We start from the raw sequence: 19,841 nt of genomic DNA, 5'->3' as shown, positions 1-19,841 counted from the left end.
GGGCGTCGCGGTCAGCGGGCGTTGATCAGCGCGGTTCCGGTGGCGCGGTCGTGCATGCCGCGGCCGTCGCCGTCGGTGAACAGCGCGGGGATGACGAACACGAGCAACACCTGCCTGGCCAGTGCCCGGACGAACCCGACCGGTGCGGCCACGTCGACGCGCGCGACCCGCAGCCGCAGGAAGTACTGGCCGGGGGTGAAGCCGAACAGCGTCACCGAGGCCACGCCGATCACGAACCAGATCAGCAGGGTGAGGTTCGCGTTCACGCCCTGCACGATCAGCGCCGTGATGCCGACGGCGATCATCCAGTCCACGAACAGCGCCGCGATGCGACGCGCCATCCCGGCCAGCGACCCGGCGCCCGCACGCGGGAGACCGAGCAGCTCGCCCGGGTACTCGGAAGCCGACGGATCGCCTTCCGCCTCGGGTCCGGTGAGCCAGGAGCCGGTGATACGTGCCATGACCTCAGGATAGGCGGCGGCAACGGTCGTCGCCGTACCCGGCCTGCCCTGCTCGGGCTATCCTCCGGCAATCCTGCGTGCCGGCCGTTTGCACACGGGTGCCCGCTGTGCGGCGGCAGACCCGGCAGTGGCAGGATGGAGAACTATCCGGTGCTGGGAGGGAGACCTCACACCCACCCCCGCACGTGTAACACCGGCGAAACACAGCCTTGATTGCTGGGAAACACCGCGTACTTAGCGTCTGCTGTCGAACCCACGCAATCCACACTGGCTGGGACCGATCCGTAAGGAGAACAAGTGACGTTCAGCACGGCCGATGAGGTCATCCAGTACATGAAGGAAGAGGACATCGAGTACGTCGATATCCGCTTCAGCGATCTTCCTGGTGTGCAGCAGCACTTCTCGATCCCCGCCAAGGCCTTCACCGCCGACCTCGCCGAAGAGGGCCTCGCCTTCGACGGTTCCTCTGTCCGTGGGTTCCAGTCGATCGACGAGTCGGACATGCTCCTGCTCCCCGACTTCTCCACCGCGCGGGTCGACCCGTTCCGGGCCGCCAAGACGCTGAACATGAACTTCTTCGTCCACGACCCGCTGACCCGTGAGGCCTACTCCCGCGACCCGCGCAACATCGCGCGCAAGGCCGAGGAGTACCTGCGCTCGACCGGCATCGCCGACACCGCCTACTTCGGCGCCGAGGCGGAGTTCTACATCTTCGACTCGATCCGCTACGACTCGGCCATGAACGGCTCCTTCTACGAGATCGAGTCGATCTCGGGCTCCTGGAACACCGGCGCGGAGTTCAACCCGGACGGCACCCTCAACCGCGGCTACAAGGTCCGCAACAAGGGTGGTTACTTCCCCGTCGCGCCGTACGACCACTACGTCGACCTGCGCGACAAGATCTCGACCAACCTGCAGAACGCGGGCTTCGAGCTCGAGCGCGGCCACCACGAGGTCGGCACCGCCGGTCAGGCCGAGATCAACTACAAGTTCAACACCCTGCTCGGCGCGGCCGACGACCTGCAGCTGTTCAAGTACATCGTGAAGAACACCGCGTGGCAGGAAGGCAAGACCGTCACCTTCATGCCGAAGCCGCTCTTCGGCGACAACGGCTCGGGCATGCACGCCCACCAGTCGCTGTGGAAGGACGGCAAGCCGCTGTTCCACGACGAGGCCGGCTACGGTGGCCTGTCCGACATCGCCCGCCACTACATCGGCGGCATCCTGCACCACGCGCCGTCGCTGCTGGCGTTCACCAACCCGACCGTGAACTCCTACCACCGTCTGGTGCCGGGCTACGAGGCCCCCATCAACCTGGTGTACTCGCAGCGCAACCGCTCCGCCGCGGTCCGCATCCCGATCACCGGCAACAACCCGAAGGCCAAGCGCATCGAGTTCCGCGCGCCGGACTCCTCGGGCAACCCGTACCTGGCCTTCGCCGCCATGCTGATGGCCGGCCTGGACGGCATCAAGAAGAAGATCGAGCCGCACGCCCCCGTCGACAAGGACCTCTACGAGCTCCCGCCGGAGGAGGCCAAGAACATCCCGCAGGCCCCCACCAGCCTGGCCTCGGTCATCGACCGCCTCGAGCAGGATCACGACTACCTGACCGAGGGCAACGTGTTCACCCCCGACCTGATCGAGACCTGGATCGACATCAAGCGCACCCAGGAAATCGCGCCGGTCAACCTGCGTCCGCACCCGTACGAGTTCGAGCTCTACTTCGACGTGTAATCCCCACCTGCGCGATCACCCCTGTTCCGGTTGCCGGTCCACGGGTGGGCAGTGAGCGGTGACGAGTCCACCCGCCGAGCATTCCGCTCGGCGGGTGGACTCGTTTCGTATCGGCCGCAGATGCGAATGGGGATCGCGTGTCGTACCGGTGCTCGACCGAGCACTAACTACGATCCGGGATCATGTTGGGAACTATCCGAACACTGGGCTTCACCGTCTCCGTGCTGGCATTGCTACCTACGCCAGCTGCGCACGCGGATATTGCCACCCTTCCGCCCCACGAGAAGACATTCGAGTCGGCGTTCGGCAGTTTCACCGTCGGCGTTCGCGACGAAACCATCAATCGCATCGCGCCGTTGAACGCGGTCGGGACCACCCGAGAAGCCCTGGTGAGCAATGTCGCCTACGGCCGGCTCGACGGGCAGGCCGGCGGCATATTGCGCACCGGTTATACCGTCGGTTGTGCGGTCAAGATCGAGCAAGGGGTGATCGGCGCGGAGCCGACCCTCGAATCCGGGATCGAAGGCCCGCGGCAGAACTTCGGGACGGAGCAGGCGCAGGCGGGCACCTTCGAACAGGGGCAGTCGCGCACCACGGAACAGGCACAGGCGCGCACTACGGAAGAGTCGAGTACCGGAGAATCGGTGGAGGTGGAGACGCAGGAGTCGGGACAGTCGCAAACGCAGGAGTCGGCGCAGGCGTTTACGCAGGAGTTCGGGCAGTTCCAGGAGTTGGAGGGGGTGAATCCGCACCTCACTCTGGACCCGGGTGTGATCCTGGCGCTCAACCTCCAGCCCGGTGAAGTGGAGGATGTCGTGATCGCGGAAGGTAAGGAACTGATCCCCGGCAAGACCGTGCAGATCGTGACTCGCGACTTCAATATCAAGGTCAACAATTGCCTCGGCCCGGTGAGTATCAGGCAGTTCACCTACATATATGCCAAATCCCCCGAGATCGACGACAGCGGAGCGGTATTCGGCGACCCGTTTTCGCTGTAGGCATTCCCGAGGTCAGTCCTCGAGGGCGACCACCACGCCGGCGCGCATCAGCACGGCGTACAGCTCGACCAGCGGCGGTGTGAGCAACCGGACCACAGCACCGACGACCACGTCCGGACCGGCAACGGCCATAGGATTCGACATGCCTCGACGGTAAAATAATCAGGTAGTCCCCGGGAGAAGCGCAGCTTACGAAAGGGGAAACCATGGCCGACCAGAAGTCTCTCCCATCATCGCAGCGCAGTATGTCCGACCTGGCGCGCGAGGCCGAACGTTTCGCGGTACGCCTCCCGGGTGTGGGCCACATCGGAATTCCCCGGCCCGAGCAGATGGCCTATTTCGCCGGATTGGGGGCGCTGGTGGCGTTGGGGCTGCTCGAATGGCCGACAGCCGTGGCGATCGGCGTCGGTCAACTCTTGCTCACCGAGCATGCCAAGAGCGCGGACGGTGCTCGGACAGCTGCCACGACGCCTGAACCGGAACCCGCACACGAACCGGAACACGCGGCCTCCACCGCTTCCGCCGAATCCTGAACGGCACTGATGTGCGGTGGCGTAAGAGGACATATCAGTCGCGATCGTCCGCTCCGGGGTCCGGAATATCGGCAACGCACCGGGTCGATCGGCCCGCCGGTACGTCGAAGAGGACGCCGTGGAATCCACCGCTCGGGTTCGTGACGAGGACGCATCGGCGCCCGGCGCGAAGCGGCGGTATGCGGGTTTCGGACCGGTAGGGCGATCATGATCGCGGCGCGCATGATATCGGCGATCGCGTCACTGCCCGCACGGTGCGTGTATGCCGGGACGCGCGCGGTCACCGCCGGCGCGACGGTCACCGCGGACACCGTGGTGATCGGCGCGGGCACAGTTGTCGGTGTGAGCAGGGCACTACTGCGCCCTCCCGCCGGGGTGGCCGCCGCAGCCGCGTCTGTGCCGCGCGAGGTCATCCGCCCACTGGCGGGCCTGGCGCGCGAGTCCGTCGGGGGTGCCCCGGCACGACGGTGTGGGTTCGGCGAGAACCGCATGTGGATCGACGTGCGCGGCCTCGACACCCCGCACGGGCGGGCGCTGGGCGAGCGAGTGCTCGAGGCGGTCCGTTCGACACCGGGCGTCCGACAGGCCGAACTCCACCGACCGTGGTCCCGAATCGTGGTGACCTCCGATGGGTCCGGTCCCGCTCCCCAGGCGCTGTGCCGAATCGTGAGCGCTGTCGAGAAGTCGTGCGGCCCCGCGGGTTCGGTCGGCCGACCGGTGAACCTGCCCGGTGACGACGTCGTCCTGGCCGGTCACCTGATCGCCGCGGGCACCACGCTCACCGCACTGTGGGTGACTCTCGGCGGGAGGTTGCTGCGGTTGCCGCGGCTACCGGGGGCCGTGGCGGCTCCGGTGATCGCGACCGACTACCAACCGCGGGCGCGGGCCGTCGTGGAGAACGCGATCGGCGAGGACGCGGCCGATCTGGTCTTCGCGGTCGCGACCGCGGCGGTGTACACCCTGAGCCGGTCACCGGCGTCGCTGGCCGTAGACGCGACGACCAGGATCGCCCTGCTGGCAGAGGCACTGTCCGGTCGGCGGGCGTGGCGGGCGCAAGAGCCGGCGCTCGCCACGCGGGTGACCGCCGAGGACCATCCGCCGTCGGTCAGGTCCGGTGCAAGGCCGGACGGCCCGATCGAGCGTTATGCCGGTCGCGCCGGTCGAGTGGGGCTCGTCGGCGCGGCCGGAGTCGGCGCTGTCTCCGCGAATCCGGTGGCCGCGGGCACCGCCGCGATGGTGGCCGCGCCGAAGGCGACCCGCTCGGCACGCGAAGTGTTCGCCGCCACCCTCGGGCGCGGCCTGAACGAGCGGCACGGTGTGCTGGTACTGCGGCCGGCCGCACTGCGCCGCCTCGACCGGGTGGATACGGTGGTGATCGATCCGCGGGCCCTCTACACCGCGACACTCGGTGTCAGCCGTGTTCTCGGTGTTCGGGAGCACGACCGCACCCGGGTATGGGAAGCCGCGCGTGAGTCGGTGGCGCGCGGCGCGCTGACACCCGGCTGGCATCCGGTCTCCGCTGTGCCCGGCGCCCCGCGGGAGGCCGACGCCGCCGGGCGGGTCCTGGTCAGTCCCGTTCACGACCGATACGCCTCGGCGGTGATCGCCGAGGCTCGCCGGGCGGGCGTCAGGGTGATCTCGGTCGATGACGACGCCCTCCGCTCACTGCGCAACGGCTTCGACGACCTGCATCCCCTCGGTGGTTCGCTCGATCGGACCCTGAGCGAGGTGGTCGCGAAGCTGCGACGCGACGGCGCCACCGTCGCCGTGATCGCCGCGGACGCGCCCCTGACCCTCGCCTCGGCCGATGTCGGGATCGGAATCACGCGTGACGGACTCGCCCCCGCGTGGGGTGCGCACCTGCTGGCGACGGACCTGACCGGTGTCTGGCGGGTACTGCGTGCGCTTCCGGCCGCCCGGTCGGCGAGCCGCCGCGGCGTCGAGCTCTCGCGCGATGCCTCCCTGCTCGGCACCCTGCTGCTGGTGCCCGGTGTGCCGGGCACAGGGACGGAGCCGGTGACCGCCGGCGCGGCGGGCGGGCTGTGGGCCGGCTACACACTGGCCCGAGATGTCCTCGCCGCCCCGCTTCCCGTATCGCGGTCGGGCCACGAGTGGCATGCGATGCCCATCGCCGAGGCTCGCCGCCTGCTCCCCGCGCCACCGGAGGACGACGTGCCCGCCGGACACGGAAGCCCGGTCGCACTGATCACCGCACCGACGACACGGCTGCTCGGCACCCGCCCGGTGACGTCGACCAGGGACTTCGTGCGCGCGGTGCGCGCCGAACTCTCCGATCCCCTGACCCCGGTGCTGGCGACCTGCGCCGCCGCGAGCGCGGTACTGGGGTCGCCGCTCGACGCGGTGCTGGTGGGTTCGGTACTGATGCTCGACGCGTCGATCTCGGCGACGCAACGACTCCGCGCCGAACAGGTGCTGAAAAGACTTCTCGCCGTGCAGGATCCGCCCGCCCGGCGAATCACCGGCCCTGGTCGCTACCTCGATGTCGCCGCGGCGGGGCTGCGCCCCGGCGACGTGATCGAGATCCGACCGGGGGAGGTGGCCCCGGTGGACGGCCGGTTACTCGAGGCGCCCGGCGTCGAGGTCGACGAGTCGTCACTGACCGGCGAATCACTCCCGGTGACCAAGCAGACCGAGCCGACGCCGGGGGCGCCGCTGGCCGAACGCAGCTGCATGATCTACGCGGGCACCACCGTATTGACCGGCACGGCAATCGTCCTGGTGACCTCGGTCGGACAGGCCACCGAGAAGCGGCGGGCCACCGCCATGGCCCCGGCCAAGGTGCGCGAGGTGGGACTGCAGTCGCAGTTGAGCGCGTTGACCCGGCGCTCCCTGCCGATCAGTTTCGGCGGCGGCGCCCTGGTGACCGCGTTCGGGCTGCTCCGCGGAACCGGATTGCGGGCCGCGGTGATCAGCGGTGTCGCGATCACCGTCGCCGCGGTGCCGGAAGGTCTGCCCCTGGTGGCCACCCTGGCACAGGCGTCGGCCGCGCGCCGGCTCACCCGGTCCGGGGCGCTGGTCCGCGCGCCGCGCGCGATCGAGGCCCTCGGGCGCGTGGAGGTGGTGTGCTTCGACAAGACCGGAACCCTGAGCGAGAACCGGCTGCGCGTCTCGGCGGTCGAGCCTGCGCCGGGGTTCTCCCGGGAACAGGTACTGGCCTACGCCGCCCGTACGGCCCGACCGGAGAACGGAGGTCCCCCCGACCACGCCACCGATGTCGCGGTCATCGAAGCCGCCGACGCCGGGCACGCGTACGACGACGGTCGGCGGGACGCGTATCTGCCGTTCCGGTCGGGCCGCTCCTACGCGGCGGCGATCGCCGGGACACATCTGGCCGTCAAGGGCGCACCGGAAGCCGTCCTCGCCGCGTACACCGATCAGGATCCCGTCATCGCCGAACGGGTGCGATCGATGGCCGCCGCCGGACTGCGAGTCATCGCCGTCGGCCAACGCGAGATCACGGCCCGCCAAGCCGAGGTATCCGCCGCTGATCCCGACACCCTCGCCGAACTGGCAGAGCATCAGCTGCGGCCGGTCGGCCTGCTCGGGTTGTCCGACACACCGCGCGCCGACGCCGTCGGACTGATCCCGGCTCTGCTCGAGCAGAACATCGCGGTCCGCCTGATCACCGGAGACCATCCCGTCACCGCCCTGGCCATCGCCGAGGAACTCGGCTTGCCGGTCACCGCGGACCAGGTGATCAGCGGAGCCGAATGGGACACCCTGTCGCAGACCGCACAAGAACACGCCGTCGCGGACTGCCTGGTCTTCGCCCGCATGTCTCCGGAGAACAAGGTGCAGATCGTGCAGACCCTGGAGCGAGCAGGGCGGGTGTCGGCGATGGTCGGTGACGGCGCCAACGACGCCGCCGCCATCCGGGCCGCCGGCGTCGGCATCGGGGTCGCCTCCCGCGGCAGCGACCCGGCCCGCGGCGCCGCCGACATCGTCCTGCTCGACGGCCGGGTGGGGGCACTGCTCGACGGGCTGGACGAGGGCCGCCGGCTGTGGCGCCGGGTGAACGCGGCCGTGGCCGTGCTGCTCGGAGGAAACGCGGGCGAAGTGGCTTTCGCACTGCTCGGCAGCCTGGTCACCGGACACTCGCCGCTCAACGCGCGACAACTGCTCCTGGTGAACATGTTGACCGACGCCCTGCCCGCGGCCGCCCTGGCCGTCGCCGCCCCGAACCACACCTCCCCCGACCGCACGTCCCCCGACCGCAACGGCGACCACGACATGGCAGGCGCCACGCACGCGACGGACCAGTCGGCACTGCTGCGCACCATCACCGTCCGCGGCGCCACGACGGCCGCCGGCGCCACCGCGGCGTGGACCGCGGCACGCCTCACCGGGAGACCACGGCGCGCGTCCACCGTGGCCCTGATCGCGCTCGTCGGCAGCCAACTCGGCCAAACGCTGATCGATTCCCGCAGCCCGCTCGTCGTCTCGACCGCCGCCGGATCCCTCGCCGTCATGGCTGCCCTGATCAGCACTCCCGGGATCAGCCAATTCCTCGGCTGCGTCCCCGTCGGCCCCGTCGGCTGGGCCCTGGGACTGGGATCAGCTGCCACCGCGACCGCCGCCGCCGGACTCGCCCCCGAGCTCGTGGTTCGCCTATCCGGCTTCGACGCCATCGAGCGCGCGATGGCAGGCAACGGTGACGGCGAGGACGGCGAGGACGGCGAATGATCAGGCGTCGCGCGCAGTCGTCGGTGTGGTTCCCGCTTCCCCCTCGGGGTAGTCGTAGAGCACAAGCCGGAGGAAGGCAGGCTCATCCATGAACGGCACGACCGGCGGCTCGCGGGCGGCGCCGAGGAGCACGGCGGCTCCGCGGGCCGCGACCCCGGATCAGCGTGTGGCGGCGGCACGCGCAGACCTGGTCACCCGCGGCGTTCATCTCGCCCCCGCGGCTGTCACGACAGCACTTCTCGGCACGACGGACGAGACCTGGGAACGGTTCCATGCCCACTGGGACGCGCTCAGCCCGGACCACTACGCCGCCGAACAGGGCACGCACAGGCTGCGCCGCTACGGGCGATTCTCCTGGTCCGCGGCGACGGACCGGATCCGGCTGTTGCCGCAGGCGGAGTTCGTGCAGCCGGAGAACAGCAACCCGCTCTACATCGGCGTCAGCCGTACCCTCGAGCCCCTGACCGACTCCTTCGCGGCGGACCCGGTACTGCGCGCGGTGCTCCGGCTGCTCGGGCAGGTGGCGACAGCGCTGGACGATCCGGCGGAGTGGATCGCGAAGGTCCATCCTTTCCGCGTCGTCGCCTCGGCGGACGCGGACGGCCTGCCCACACCCGAGGGCAGGCATCGCGACGGCGTCACCCTGGTCTCCTCGCTACTGGTCGGCAGGCGCAATGTCGCCGGGGGCGAGAGCGCGGTCTTAGATCCCGACGGAGCGCGATTACTGGCGACCACGCTGCATGTACCGGGAGATCTGTTGCTGGGTGACGACCGCCGCACGCTGCACAGCGTGTCCGCGATTCGCCCGGTGGACCGCGGCCGGCCCGGCTCTCGCGATGTTCTGGTGGTGACATTCGCGCCGTGGTGACCCCCGGTGACGGCCGCTGAAGCTGCCGGTAACGGCTCGGACGGGACAGGAGGCGCACGGTGGCCGCGGTTGTCGGATCTCGTAGCGACGCGAAGACCACGCCGATCGTCCTCGCGCTCGCCATCGCCTTCACCATCACTGTCGTCGACCCGTTGGTGCTCAACCTGAACCTGCCCGCGGTCAGCCGGGCGCTGCACGTCCCCGCGCAGTTCGTCGGGGTGCTGGGTGGAGCGGCGACGCTGGTGATGGCTGCCGCTGTCCTGGCCGCGGGCAATCTCGGGGACGCCTTCGGCCTGAAGCGGCTGTTGAGGTCGGGGCTGGTCCTCGTCATGATCGCCAACCTGCTGTCGGTGTTCTCGCCCGGCTGGGGCTTTCTGCTGGGGATGCGCCTGCTGGACGGACTCGGGATGACGGCGCTGCTCGGCGTGCCACTGGCACTGCTGAAAACCTCGGTAACGGCGGCGAAGAGACCCGCGGCCATCGGCGCGTTCATGGCCGTCGAGATGATCCTGTGTGGGGTGACCCCCGCGTTGACCGGCTGGGCGGTGATGGCGACGGACTGGCGGGTGCTGTTCCTGCTCGCCCCGCTGTTGTGCCTGGCATCGCTGTGGCTCACCTCCCGCTATGTTCCCGAGGCTCCGGTGCAACAACGGGGCAGACTCGACGTGGTCGGCGTGATCCTGGTCGGAGCTGCTCTGCTCGCCCTGGTCATCGGCCTGGCGGCCGCGCAGAACGGCATATCGCGGCCGCAGACCGTGCTGCCGATGGTGATCAGCGTGGTGGCCGCCGCGCTCTTCGTGCGCCATGAACGCCGCACACCCGAACCGGCATTGGATCCGGCCTTGTTCGGCAGCCGCGCGTTCACCGTGGCGCTCGCGGCGACCCTCACGCTGAACTTCCTGGCCGCCGGGCTGGGAATCGCCCTCGGGCAGTTCGGCAGCGTGGTGCTCGCGCTCTCGCCGGAATCGATCGGCCTGTTGTACCTGCCCGGCACCTTGCTGATCGCCGGCGCGGTGATCATGGCAGGGCGCCTGGTCGGGAAATACAGTCCGACGCCGATCTTGGTCACCGGCCTGGCGGTGCTGGCGGTGAGCGGGCTGCTGATGGCGGGGACGGTCAGCCCGACGATGGCGCTGTGGTTGCTGGTGGCCGCGATATGGCTGTGCAATCTGGGCGCACTGGTCACCTCGACCGCGGTGTCGGAGACGGTCCTCGCCGAAGCGCCGCCCGGGCGTTCCGGCTCGGTGGCTTCCGCGCAGTTGGCGTTCGGGATGACCGGCTACGCGCTCGGGCCCACCGTCTATCTGCTCCTGTTGCGGATCTACTTCCGGCAGGAGTGGCTGGCCGATGCCGAATCGCGCGGGCTGTCGGTGACCGAAGCCGAGCAGACAGTGGACGCCGTGCGCAGCAGCCTGGCGCTGAGCCCGGGCAACGGCGGATTCGATCCGAACCTCATCCGGCACGCGTCCGGACTGCACCTCGGGGAGGATTTCGCCGACGCGCTGCGGCTCACCATGCTGACGGTCAGCATCCTGCCGCTCCTCGTCGCCGCGGCGGCCTTGTCCGTCTCGGCGTCCTTCCGCCGAAGCCGCCGCCGCGCGGCCCACCGGTCCGACCGCCAGGGTCTCGAGTAATTCGTTCCCCTGTCTCCAAGGTCCACGAGAGCCGGGACCACCGGCCCTTTATGTCCCTGAACTGCTCTGATGTCCCGATACGCCGTTGATTCGGGCCTACTACAGCTCGTAGTGTTCGCGGTATGTGGATCATCGCCATCGTGGCCCTCGTCAGCGTCCTGACCATCACCATCGGTTTCGCCCTCGGACTGCCGGAGTGATGTCGGCATAAGCGACAAACCTGCCTCGCTCCGGCGTCTCAGCCTGTCGATCACCGCCGTCCGCCCGCCGGTGCTGATCGACCGCACGCGCGAGCTGCCCTGATCTCCCCTGCCGGACCGCTCGGTGCGGTATGAACGAGGCAGTGGACGACGGGCGACCTGGACGGGACGGGCGATGACAGCGCAGCACACGGGGACGGCGAACACTCGGGCCCTGGAAGCCGTCGACGACGCGGTCGCCGAGCGCTTGGCCGCCGCGTTGCGATGCGCCACCGTCTCCGGCATCGGGGAGGAACCCGACGACAGCGCCGACGCGGAATTCGTCCGGCTGGCCGCGCACCTGGAAGCGTCGTTCCCCCGGGTGCACGCGGAGCTGCAGTTGCGGACGTTCGGACACAGCAGGCTGTATCGCTGGGCCGGTACCGAACCGGAGCGGGTGTCGGCGATTCTGCTGGCGCATCAGGACGTGGTACCCGCGGGCGACGGCTGGTCCCATCCCCCGTTCGGCGGGGTCGTGGACGAGGAATTCATTTGGGGGCGCGGCGCGATCGACGACAAGAGCCGGATGCTCGCCCTGCTGGAAGCCGTCGAGGACGCGCTCGAGGCCGGAATCCGGCCACGGCACACGGTGTACCTGGCGTTCGGGCACGACGAGGAGGTGTTCGGCGACGCCGGTGCGGTCAGGATGGCCGATCACCTGCGCGCGGCGGGCGTGCGGGCGGATCTGCTGCTCGACGAGGGCGGGGTCGTCACCGAGGGCGTCGCCGACGGGGTGCGAGTGCCCGTGGCCTCGATCATGGTGGGTGAGAAGGGCTATGCCACCGTGCGCTTGTCGGTGCGCGAGCTGGGTGGGCATTCCTCGATGCCGGGCAAGCAGACGGCGGTGGGGCGGATCGCCCGGGCGGTGGCGCGGGTACAGGACCGGCCGATGCCGCTGCGGCTGCCGCCGGTGACCGCCGACATGCTCGCCCGGTTGCGGGCGGTGATGCCGCCGGCGCGGCGGGTGCTGCTCGGTGTGGCGGGCGTGGCCGGGCCGGTGATCACGCGAGTGATGGCCGCGCGGCCGCAGACCGAGGCGATGGTGCGCACCACCACCGCGCCCACGGTGATCCGGGGCGGCGTGAAGGCCAACGTACTGCCGCGGCACGCGGAGGCGTTGATCAATTTCCGCATCCTGCCCGGCGACTCGGTCGCCGGCGTACTCGAGCATTGTCACCGCGTGATTCGCGATCCGGGCGTGACGGTCGAGCTCGCGGGGATGGCGTCGGAGCCTTCGCGCGCCGAGAGCCCCGGTCCGGCTTTCGAACTCGTCGCGCGGCTGGCGCGGGAGGTGGTTCCCGGCGTCGCGGCCACCAGCGGCCTGGTACCGGGCGCGACGGACTCCAGGCACTACGACGAGCTGGCCACGACGCGCTGCAATTTCGCGCCCATCGTGCTGACCGAGGCCGACCTGGCGACGATCCACGGAACCGACGAACGGATCTCGCGACTCAACTACGCTCGCCTCATCGAGTTCGACCGGCGCCTGATCGAGGCGCTCGCGGCCGGTCCGATCGGAGAGGAGCTGCGGTGACCCAGACGAGGGAAGACACGTTCGAGGGGCGCGGCGACCGGGTCTTCTGGCGCGCCTGGCTGCCCGAGGGGCCTGCCCGGGCGGTGACCGTGTTGGTGCACGGTGTCGCCGAGCATTCCGGCCGGTACGGGCACGTCGGCGAGTTCCTGGCCGACTCCGGGTACGCGGTCTACGCGCTCGACCACATCGGGCACGGCAGGTCCGGTGGTCGCCGGGCCAATCTGGACTCCGTCGACGGCGCGGCCGACAACGTGGAGCAGCTGCGGACGATCGCGCGGCAACAGCATCCCGACGTCCCGGCGTTCCTGCTCGGGCATTCGATGGGCAGCCTCATCGTGCTGTACCTGGCGACCCGCGCACCGATCGACGTCGCCGGGATCGTGCTGTCCGCCCCGCCGCTGGACATCCCGGTCGGTAATCCGCTGCAACGGCTGTTCGCTCCCGTGCTGTCCCAGTTGACCCCGAATCTGGGTGTGCTGCAACTGGATTCGTCGACGATCAGCCGAGATCCCGCGGTGGTCGCCGCCTACGACAACGACCCGCTGGTGTTCCGCGGCAAGCTGCCCGCCCGCACCGGCGCGGAGATCCTGGCGGCCACCGGCACGGTCAAGAGCAGGCTCGGCGCGCTCACCGTGCCCACGCTGGTGCTGCACGGCACCGCCGACACCCTCGCCGCCCCGTCCAGCTCCGACATGCTCGAGCGGGGCGCGGCCGCGCGGGATCTGACGGTGATCCGCTACGACGGCCTCTACCACGAGGTCTTCAACGAGCCCGAGCGCCACACCGTGCTCGGCGACGTCCAGCAGTGGATTCAGGCGCGTCTGAGCGCCCAGTAAGCTCACGGACATGGCTTCGACATCCAACGCATCGGTCGCTTTCGTCCGCGCGTCCTGGCACAGCGAAATCGTCGGCAAGGCGTTGGAGGGCTTCACCGCCGAATTCGACCGGCTGGGTTTCGCCACCGAGGGCATCGACGTCTTCGAGGTGCCCGGCGCCTTCGAGATCCCGCTGCACGCCCAGCGATTGGCCCGCACGGGCCGGTACTCGGCGGTCGTGGCGGCGGCGCTGGTGGTCGACGGCGGTATCTACCGGCACGACTTCGTCGCCTCCGCGGTGGTCGACGGACTGATGCGGGTTCAGCTCGACACCGATGTGCCGGTGTTCTCGGTGGTGCTCACCCCGCATCACTTCCACGAGCACAGCGAGCACATCGACTACTACACCGGGCACTTCGTGAAGAAGGGCGCCGAGGCGGCGCGCGCGGTCGCGGGCACGCTGGCCTCGCTGAGCACGCTGCCCACCGCCTGAGGCCGACCCGCACTGCGGGCAGCCACGCCAGGCCCCGCCATGAAGCGATCGTGATCGACTCCGACCCGGACAAGGCCGGCTGAGGCACAGCCCGGTTCAGCCCAGGTGCAGCACCGCGAAAACCGCGCGGTGGTCGGAGCCGGGAATCCGGATGCTCTCCGCGTGGTCGGCGCTGCCATCGGCGACCAGGACGTGATCGATGCCGATCACCGGCCCCCATGCTCGGTCGTCGGGCCAGGTGGGCATCGGCCCGGCGCCGGCGAGTTCGGCGGCCGAGGCGAAGCGGCCGCTCAGCAGATCGCGGAACAGGGCGTGATCGCGGGTGGCATTGAAGTCCGCGCCGACCACGGCGGGCCCGGCCTGCGCTTCGAGGATCTCGCGGGCCCGGCGCATCTCGGAGTTCCACGCCGGGAAGTTCGCGGTCGGTGGCACCGGGTGGAAGTTCAGCACGGTGACCGCGCCGCGCTCGGGGTGATCCATGGTGGCCGCGAGATTGGTCAACAGGAAGCCGTCGAACTTCACGGTGTCGTGCAGGGGGTAGCGGCTGTAGATGCCGGTGCCGCCGCCTCCGTGCCTGGGTTCGAGGTAGTGGTAGGGCAGCTCGGCGGCGAGGGCAGCGGTCAGCCGGGGTTCGATCTCGGGGGTCAGTTCCTGCACGGTCAGCACGTCGGCGCTGCGTGACTCCACGTGATGTGCCACAGAAGTCACATCGGCCGCACCGAAGAGCAGATTCGACTGCAGCACCCGCAGCTCCGTCCCGCCCGCCGCGTTGCCGTCCGGAACGAAGACCGGCAGCTGTGTCCACGCCACCGCCGCCACCACGATCCCCGCCACCACCGCACTGCGCCAGCCGCGAGCCACCAGGAACAGCAACAGCGCGACCACCGCCGCGAGCATGAAGTAGGACGCACCCGAGGCGACGAGCGAGAACGTCTGCGACCGCCATCCCCTCGTGTGCAATACGATTCCGGCGATCCCCACCACCAGGCCGCACCACCCCGATACCAGCAGCGCCCGCATCATCCATCTACGCATGGAACCAACCTATTCGGCACCGCTTGCCGATCGCTTGCGAGTGCCCTGCGCCGCGGGCCACCCCTACACTGATCGGCATCCGCACGAGAGGTGCTCGCATGCATGTCGAACAATTGCGGGCCGCTGGGTCGATGACCGAAGGCGACGCCCACGACCTCGCCGCCGTCGCAGGCGGCCACCGGTCCTGCCGCCTCACGCTCAGCTGCCACGAGCGCAGCGCCCACGCCCTGGTGCTGCCGTTCTGCCGCGACGAGTTGGCCGTGACCGAAGGCGACCTCGTATCGGTGACGGTCGAAGGTCCGGACCAGGAATCGGAGCGCGCGGCGCTGCGTGCGTTCGCCGCTCGCTTCGACGGGATCAGGGACGATCAGCCGCCGAAGACCCGCTCCACGACCGCTTTCGCGCGACGGGTGATTCGCAGGTAGTTGTCGAGGAACTCCGCGCCGCCGTCGTTGTTCGGCCAGCCGGCCACCGCGGCCACCGCCGAGAGCAGGCTGCCGGGGGCGGGTAGCTGGTCGATGGCCTTGCCGCGCACCAGGACCAGCGCGTTGCGGGCTCTGGTCGCGGTCAGCCAGGAGTCGCGCAGCAGGGCCACGTCCTCGGCGGACAGCAGTTCGGCTTTCTCGATGACCTCCAGTGCCTCCAGGGTGGAGGTGTTGTGCAGGCCGGGGATCTCGTGCGCGTGGCGCAGTTGCAGCAACTGCACGGTCCACTCGATGTCGGCCAAGCCGCCGCGGCCGAGTTTGGTGTGGGTCGCCGGATCCGCGCCGCGCGGAAGGCGTTCGGCGTCGACCCTGGCCTTGATGCGGCGGATCTCGCGGACCGCTTCCTCGGAGACGCCACCCGCCGGGTACCGGACCTTGTCGATGGCGTGCAGGAACCGCACCCCGAGCGCCTGATCGCCGGCCACCTGGTGCGCGCGCAGCAGCGCCTGCATCTCCCATGCCTGCGACCACTGCTCGTAGTAGGCCTCGTAGGAGGCCAGCGTGCGGACCAGCGGGCCGCTGCGGCCCTCGGGGCGCAGACCGGCGTCGACGTGCAGCGGGGGGTCGGTGCTCGGTGCGCCCAGCAGCCGCTGCACCTGTTCGGCGACGCTGTTGGCCCACTTCACGGCCTTGGTCTCGTCCACACCCGGCCGGGGGTCGCAGACGAACAGCACGTCGGCGTCGGACCCGTACCCCAGTTCCATGCCGCCGAGCCTGCCCATGCCGATGACCGCGACATCCGCGGGCGCCGGTTCGCCGGTCTCGACCTCGCTTGCCCGGATCACCGCCGCGAGCGATGCTTCCAGCACCGCCACCCAGACCGAGGACAGCGCCAGGCACACCTGCGGCACGTCGAGCATCCCGAGCAGATCGGCCGAGGCGATGCGGGCCAGCTCGTGCCTGCGCAGCGAGCGGGCCGCCGCCACCGCGCGGGTCGGGTCGTCGTAGCGGGAGGCCGCGGTGAGGATGCCGCGGGCGACGTCCTCCGGTTGCGGTCCCAGCAGCGCGGGGCCGCTGGGACCGTCGGCGAACATACGGATGGTCTCGGGTGCGTTGATCAACAGGTCGGGCAGGAACTCCGAGGAGCCGAGCACGATCATCAGACGTTCGGCGATCGCGCCCTCGTCACGCAGTTCGCGCAGGAACCAGATCTGGTCGTCGAGTGCTTCGGAGAGCCTGCGGTAGGCGAGCAGGCCCGCGTCGGGATTGGGTGTCTCGCCGAGCCATTGGAGCAGCGTCGGCAGCAGCAGCGCCTGGATGCGGCCCTTGCGCGAGACTCCCCCGGTCAGCGCTTTCAGGTGGCCGAGGGCGTTCTCCGGGGAGACGTAGCCGAGAGCGGCGAGCTGGCGGACAGCGGCGGCGGGACTCAGGCGCAACGCGTCCGGTTCCATCTTGACCACCGACTCCAGCAGCGGCCGGTAGAAGAGCTTGGTGTGCAGGCGCCGGATCCGCACCGCGTTGCGGCGGATCTCCGAACGCAGCACGCCGACCGCGTCCTGCCTGCCGTCCGGGCGGACGTGGGCGGCGCGGGCCAGCCAGCGCAGGCCCTCGACGTCGTCGTCGGCGGGCAGCGTGTGGGTGCGCTGCAGGCGCTGCAACTGCAACCGGTGCTCGAGCAGCCGCAGGAACTCGTAGGAGGCGTTGAGATTCGCGGCGTCGTCGCGGCCGACGTAGCCGTCCGCGGCCAGCGCTGTCAGCGCGTCCACGGTGCTGGCGACGTGCAGGTTCTCGTCGACCCGGCCGTGCACCAATTGCAGCAGCTGCACGGCGAATTCGATGTCGCGCAGGCTGCCGCGGCCCAGTTTGAGCTCCCGCTCCTGCAATTCGGCGGGCACCAGATCCTCGACGCGGCGGCGCATGCCCTGGACGTCGGAGACGAAGTCGGGACGCTCGGAAGCCGTCCACACCATCGGCATCACCGCGTCGCGGTATCGGCGGCCGAGTTCCAGATCGCCGGTCATCGGGCGGTTCTTCAACAGCGCCTGGAACTCCCAGGTGCGCGCCCAGCGCTTGTAGTAGGCCAGGTGCGAATCCAGCGTGCGCACCAGCGCACCGGCCTTGCCCTCGGGGCGCAGGGCCGCGTCGACCTCGAAGAACGCCTGGCTGCCGATGCTCATCATCTCGGCGGCGAGCCTGGTCGCGGTCGCGTCGGCCGGTTCGGCGACGAACACCACGTCGACATCGCTGACGTAGTTCAGTTCACGCGCGCCGCACTTGCCCATCGCGATCACAGCCAGGCGCACCGGGCAGGGCTTGTCCTTGCACACCCGGGCCACCGCCACCGACAGCGCGGCGGTCAGTGCCGCGTCGGCCAGGTCGGCCAGCTGCCTGCCTACCACCCGATACGGCAGCACCGGCTCGTTCTCGACCGTGGCGGCCAGATCGAGGGCGGCCAGCAGCATCAGGTGATCGCGATAACGGCGGCGCAGCGCGGCCACCACCTCGGGCCCGGCATCGCCCGCCCGGAACAGCGTCGGACTCGCGTTCGGACCCTCTTCCGGCACCGCCGAGACGACGGCGAGCAGGTCGGCGACCAGTTCGTCCTTGTCCGGCAGCGCGCCGCGGCGCAACAGTTCCCAACACGAGGGCTCGGCGATCAGATGGTCACCGAGCGCCGTGGAGGACCCGAGCAGCGCGAACAACCGCCCGCGCAGCGCCGTCTCGGTGCGGATGGCCGAATCCAGCTCCGCCCAGCCGGTCCCGAGCGCCTCCCGCAGCCGGATGATCGCGCTGAGCGCCAGATCGGGGTCCGGCGCGCGCGACAGCGACCACAGCACCGGGATACCTTCGACATTGTCCCAGCCCAGTGTGCGCAGCGAGGTGGGGGCGGACGGATCGAGCAATCCGAGCCGCCCGACACCGGGCACAGCGGAACGAGCGGTAGGGGGCCGAACCATGGATCTGAACTTACCGTGTTACAGCCCCAGGTATTCCTTCAGCTCGTACGGGGTCACCTGGCTGCGGTAGCCGGCCCATTCCCGGCGCTTGTTGCGCAGGAAGAAGTCGAAGACGTGCTCGCCGAGCGCTTCGGCGACCAGCTCGGACCGCTCCATCGCGCCCAGCGCCTCGTCCAGGGTGCCGGGCAGCTCCCGGAAGCCCATCGCCCGGCGCTCCGCCGAGGTCAGCGACCACACGTCGTCCTCGGCCTCCGGCGGCAGGGTGTAGCCCTTCTCGATGCCGCGCATACCGGCGGCGAGCAGCACCGCGAAGGTCAGGTACGGGTTGCAGGCCGAGTCGGGGCTGCGGATCTCGACGCGCCGCGAGGAGGACTTGTTCGGGGTGTACATCGGCACCCGGACCAGCGCCGACCGGTTCGACCGGCCCCACGAGGCGGCCGTCGGGGCCTCGCCGCCGTGGATCAGGCGCTTGTAGGAGTTCACCCACTGGTTGGTGACCGCGCTGATCTCCGGCGCGTGCTCGAGGATCCCCGCGATGAACGCGCGCGCGGTCGTCGAGAGATTCTGCGGGTCGTCGGGGTCGTGGAAGGCGTTGGTCTCGCCCTCGAACAGGCTCATATGCGTATGCATCGCCGAGCCCGGGTATTCGGCGAACGGCTTGGGCATAAACGTCGCGCGCACGCCCTCGTCGATGGCCACTTCCTTGATCAGGTAGCGGAAGGTCATGACGTTGTCGGCCATGGACAGCGCGTCGGCGTAGCGCAGGTCGATCTCCTGCTGGCCGGGCGCGCCCTCGTGGTGACTGAACTCCACCGAGATGCCCATCGATTCCAGCGCGTCGATGGCGTGACGGCGGAAGTTCGGCGCCGAATCGTGCACCGCCTGGTCGAAGAAGCCACCGGCGTCGGCGGGCTCGGGCGGCGTGCCGTCGCTCGGGCCGTTCTTCAGCAGGAAGAACTCGATCTCGGGGTGGACGTAGCAGCTGAACCCGACGTCACCGGCCTTGTTGAGCTGACGGCGCAGCACGTGGCGCGGGTCGGCCCAGGACGGCGAGCCGTCGGGCATGGTGATGTCGCAGAACATGCGGGCGGAGTGCTGATGCCCCTTGCTCGAGGCCCACGGCAGCACCTGGAAGGTCGAAGGATCGGGCCGGGCGACCATATCGGCCTCGGATACCCGGGCGAAGCCCTCGATGGCCGACCCGTCGAAGCCGATGCCCTCTTCGAACGCGCCTTCCAACTCGGCGGGTGCGATGGCGACGGACTTCAGGTAGCCCAAGACGTCGGTGAACCAGAGACGCACGAAGCGGATGTCCCGCTCTTCGAGCGTCCGCAGCACGAATTCCTTCTGGCGATCCATACGCGCGACCGTAGTCACTTGGCGTTAAATCCGTGTTACATGAGGTGCATCA

General features: G+C 69.8%; 15 protein-coding genes. 10 read left to right on the top strand and 5 right to left on the bottom strand.

Annotation, left to right across the window (positions count from 1 at the left end; genetic code table 11):
• Window positions 1-11: 11 nt before the first annotated feature.
• A complete protein-coding gene (locus IU449_RS21850) occupies window positions 12-461 on the bottom strand; it encodes an RDD family protein (RefSeq protein WP_195003973.1) in 450 nt (149 codons plus the stop codon).
• Window positions 462-758: 297 nt separating this feature from the next.
• Here IU449_RS21850 and glnA (IU449_RS21845) point away from each other — a divergent pair, with 297 nt between their 5' ends.
• Together glnA (IU449_RS21845) and IU449_RS21840 are read left to right on the top strand one after the other, a co-directional pair.
• Window positions 759-2,195: a type I glutamate--ammonia ligase gene (gene glnA / locus IU449_RS21845; protein ID WP_195003972.1), complete on the top strand. Its 1,437-nt coding sequence runs from the start codon at window positions 759-761 to the stop codon at window positions 2,193-2,195.
• 182 nt (window positions 2,196-2,377) lie between these two features.
• On the top strand, window positions 2,378-3,193 hold the full coding sequence (locus IU449_RS21840) for an MspA family porin (protein ID WP_195003971.1): 816 nt from the start codon (window positions 2,378-2,380) through the stop codon (window positions 3,191-3,193).
• A gap of 12 nt (window positions 3,194-3,205) precedes the next feature.
• Here IU449_RS21840 and IU449_RS29540 read toward each other — a convergent pair whose 3' ends face one another.
• The gene (locus tag IU449_RS29540) at window positions 3,206-3,337 is read right to left on the bottom strand and encodes a hypothetical protein (protein ID WP_267468377.1); all 132 of its coding nucleotides are present in this window, start codon (window positions 3,335-3,337) and stop codon (window positions 3,206-3,208) included.
• 62 nt (window positions 3,338-3,399) lie between these two features.
• Here IU449_RS29540 and IU449_RS21835 point away from each other — a divergent pair, with 62 nt between their 5' ends.
• The 7 genes from IU449_RS21835 (at window position 3,400) to IU449_RS21805 (ending at window position 14,013) form a co-directional block, all read left to right on the top strand.
• The gene (locus IU449_RS21835; protein ID WP_228805471.1) at window positions 3,400-3,726 is read left to right on the top strand and encodes a hypothetical protein; all 327 of its coding nucleotides are present in this window, start codon (window positions 3,400-3,402) and stop codon (window positions 3,724-3,726) included.
• Between the two features lie 222 nt (window positions 3,727-3,948).
• Window positions 3,949-8,430: an HAD-IC family P-type ATPase gene (locus tag IU449_RS21830; protein ID WP_228805470.1), complete on the top strand. Its 4,482-nt coding sequence runs from the start codon at window positions 3,949-3,951 to the stop codon at window positions 8,428-8,430.
• 88 nt (window positions 8,431-8,518) lie between these two features.
• A complete protein-coding gene (locus IU449_RS21825; RefSeq protein ID WP_195003969.1) occupies window positions 8,519-9,298 on the top strand; it encodes a 2OG-Fe dioxygenase family protein in 780 nt (259 codons plus the stop codon).
• A gap of 59 nt (window positions 9,299-9,357) precedes the next feature.
• Window positions 9,358-10,932: an MFS transporter gene (locus tag IU449_RS21820; RefSeq protein WP_195003968.1), complete on the top strand. Its 1,575-nt coding sequence runs from the start codon at window positions 9,358-9,360 to the stop codon at window positions 10,930-10,932.
• Between the two features lie 375 nt (window positions 10,933-11,307).
• A complete protein-coding gene (locus tag IU449_RS21815; protein ID WP_195003967.1) occupies window positions 11,308-12,705 on the top strand; it encodes a M20/M25/M40 family metallo-hydrolase in 1,398 nt (465 codons plus the stop codon).
• Window positions 12,702-13,541, top strand: a complete 840-nt coding sequence (locus IU449_RS21810) for an alpha/beta hydrolase (protein ID WP_195003966.1) — start codon at window positions 12,702-12,704, stop codon at window positions 13,539-13,541. The genes IU449_RS21815 and IU449_RS21810 overlap by 4 nt, the downstream gene beginning before the upstream one ends.
• A gap of 10 nt (window positions 13,542-13,551) precedes the next feature.
• Window positions 13,552-14,013, top strand: a complete 462-nt coding sequence (locus tag IU449_RS21805) for a 6,7-dimethyl-8-ribityllumazine synthase (RefSeq protein WP_195003965.1) — start codon at window positions 13,552-13,554, stop codon at window positions 14,011-14,013.
• 96 nt (window positions 14,014-14,109) lie between these two features.
• On the opposite strand, the gene IU449_RS21800 is transcribed toward IU449_RS21805, so the two are convergent.
• The gene (locus IU449_RS21800) at window positions 14,110-15,048 is read right to left on the bottom strand and encodes an endonuclease/exonuclease/phosphatase family protein (protein WP_195003964.1); all 939 of its coding nucleotides are present in this window, start codon (window positions 15,046-15,048) and stop codon (window positions 14,110-14,112) included.
• A 98-nt stretch (window positions 15,049-15,146) separates the two neighbouring features.
• Between IU449_RS21800 and IU449_RS21795 the strand changes: the two genes are divergently transcribed.
• Window positions 15,147-15,473 carry a hypothetical protein gene (locus tag IU449_RS21795; protein ID WP_195003963.1) on the top strand — a complete coding sequence of 109 codons (327 nt, stop codon included), beginning with the start codon at window positions 15,147-15,149 and terminating at the stop codon, window positions 15,471-15,473.
• Here IU449_RS21795 and IU449_RS21790 read toward each other — a convergent pair.
• Both IU449_RS21790 and glnA (IU449_RS21785) read right to left on the bottom strand, forming a co-directional pair.
• Window positions 15,416-18,430: a bifunctional [glutamine synthetase] adenylyltransferase/[glutamine synthetase]-adenylyl-L-tyrosine phosphorylase gene (locus tag IU449_RS21790; RefSeq protein WP_195003962.1), complete on the bottom strand. Its 3,015-nt coding sequence runs from the start codon at window positions 18,428-18,430 to the stop codon at window positions 15,416-15,418. The genes IU449_RS21795 and IU449_RS21790 overlap by 58 nt on opposite strands.
• An 18-nt stretch (window positions 18,431-18,448) precedes the next feature.
• Window positions 18,449-19,789, bottom strand: coding sequence for a type I glutamate--ammonia ligase (gene glnA, locus IU449_RS21785; RefSeq protein ID WP_195003961.1), 1,341 nt, complete (start codon window positions 19,787-19,789; stop codon window positions 18,449-18,451).
• Between the last annotated feature and the right edge of the window lie 52 nt (window positions 19,790-19,841).

The organism is Nocardia higoensis, assembly GCF_015477835.1.
In the GTDB taxonomy this organism is placed as follows: Bacteria; Actinomycetota; Actinomycetes; order Mycobacteriales; family Mycobacteriaceae; genus Nocardia; species Nocardia higoensis_A.
Note: the sequence above shows the minus strand (reverse complement) of the source record. Positions and strands in the feature narration are given on the sequence as shown.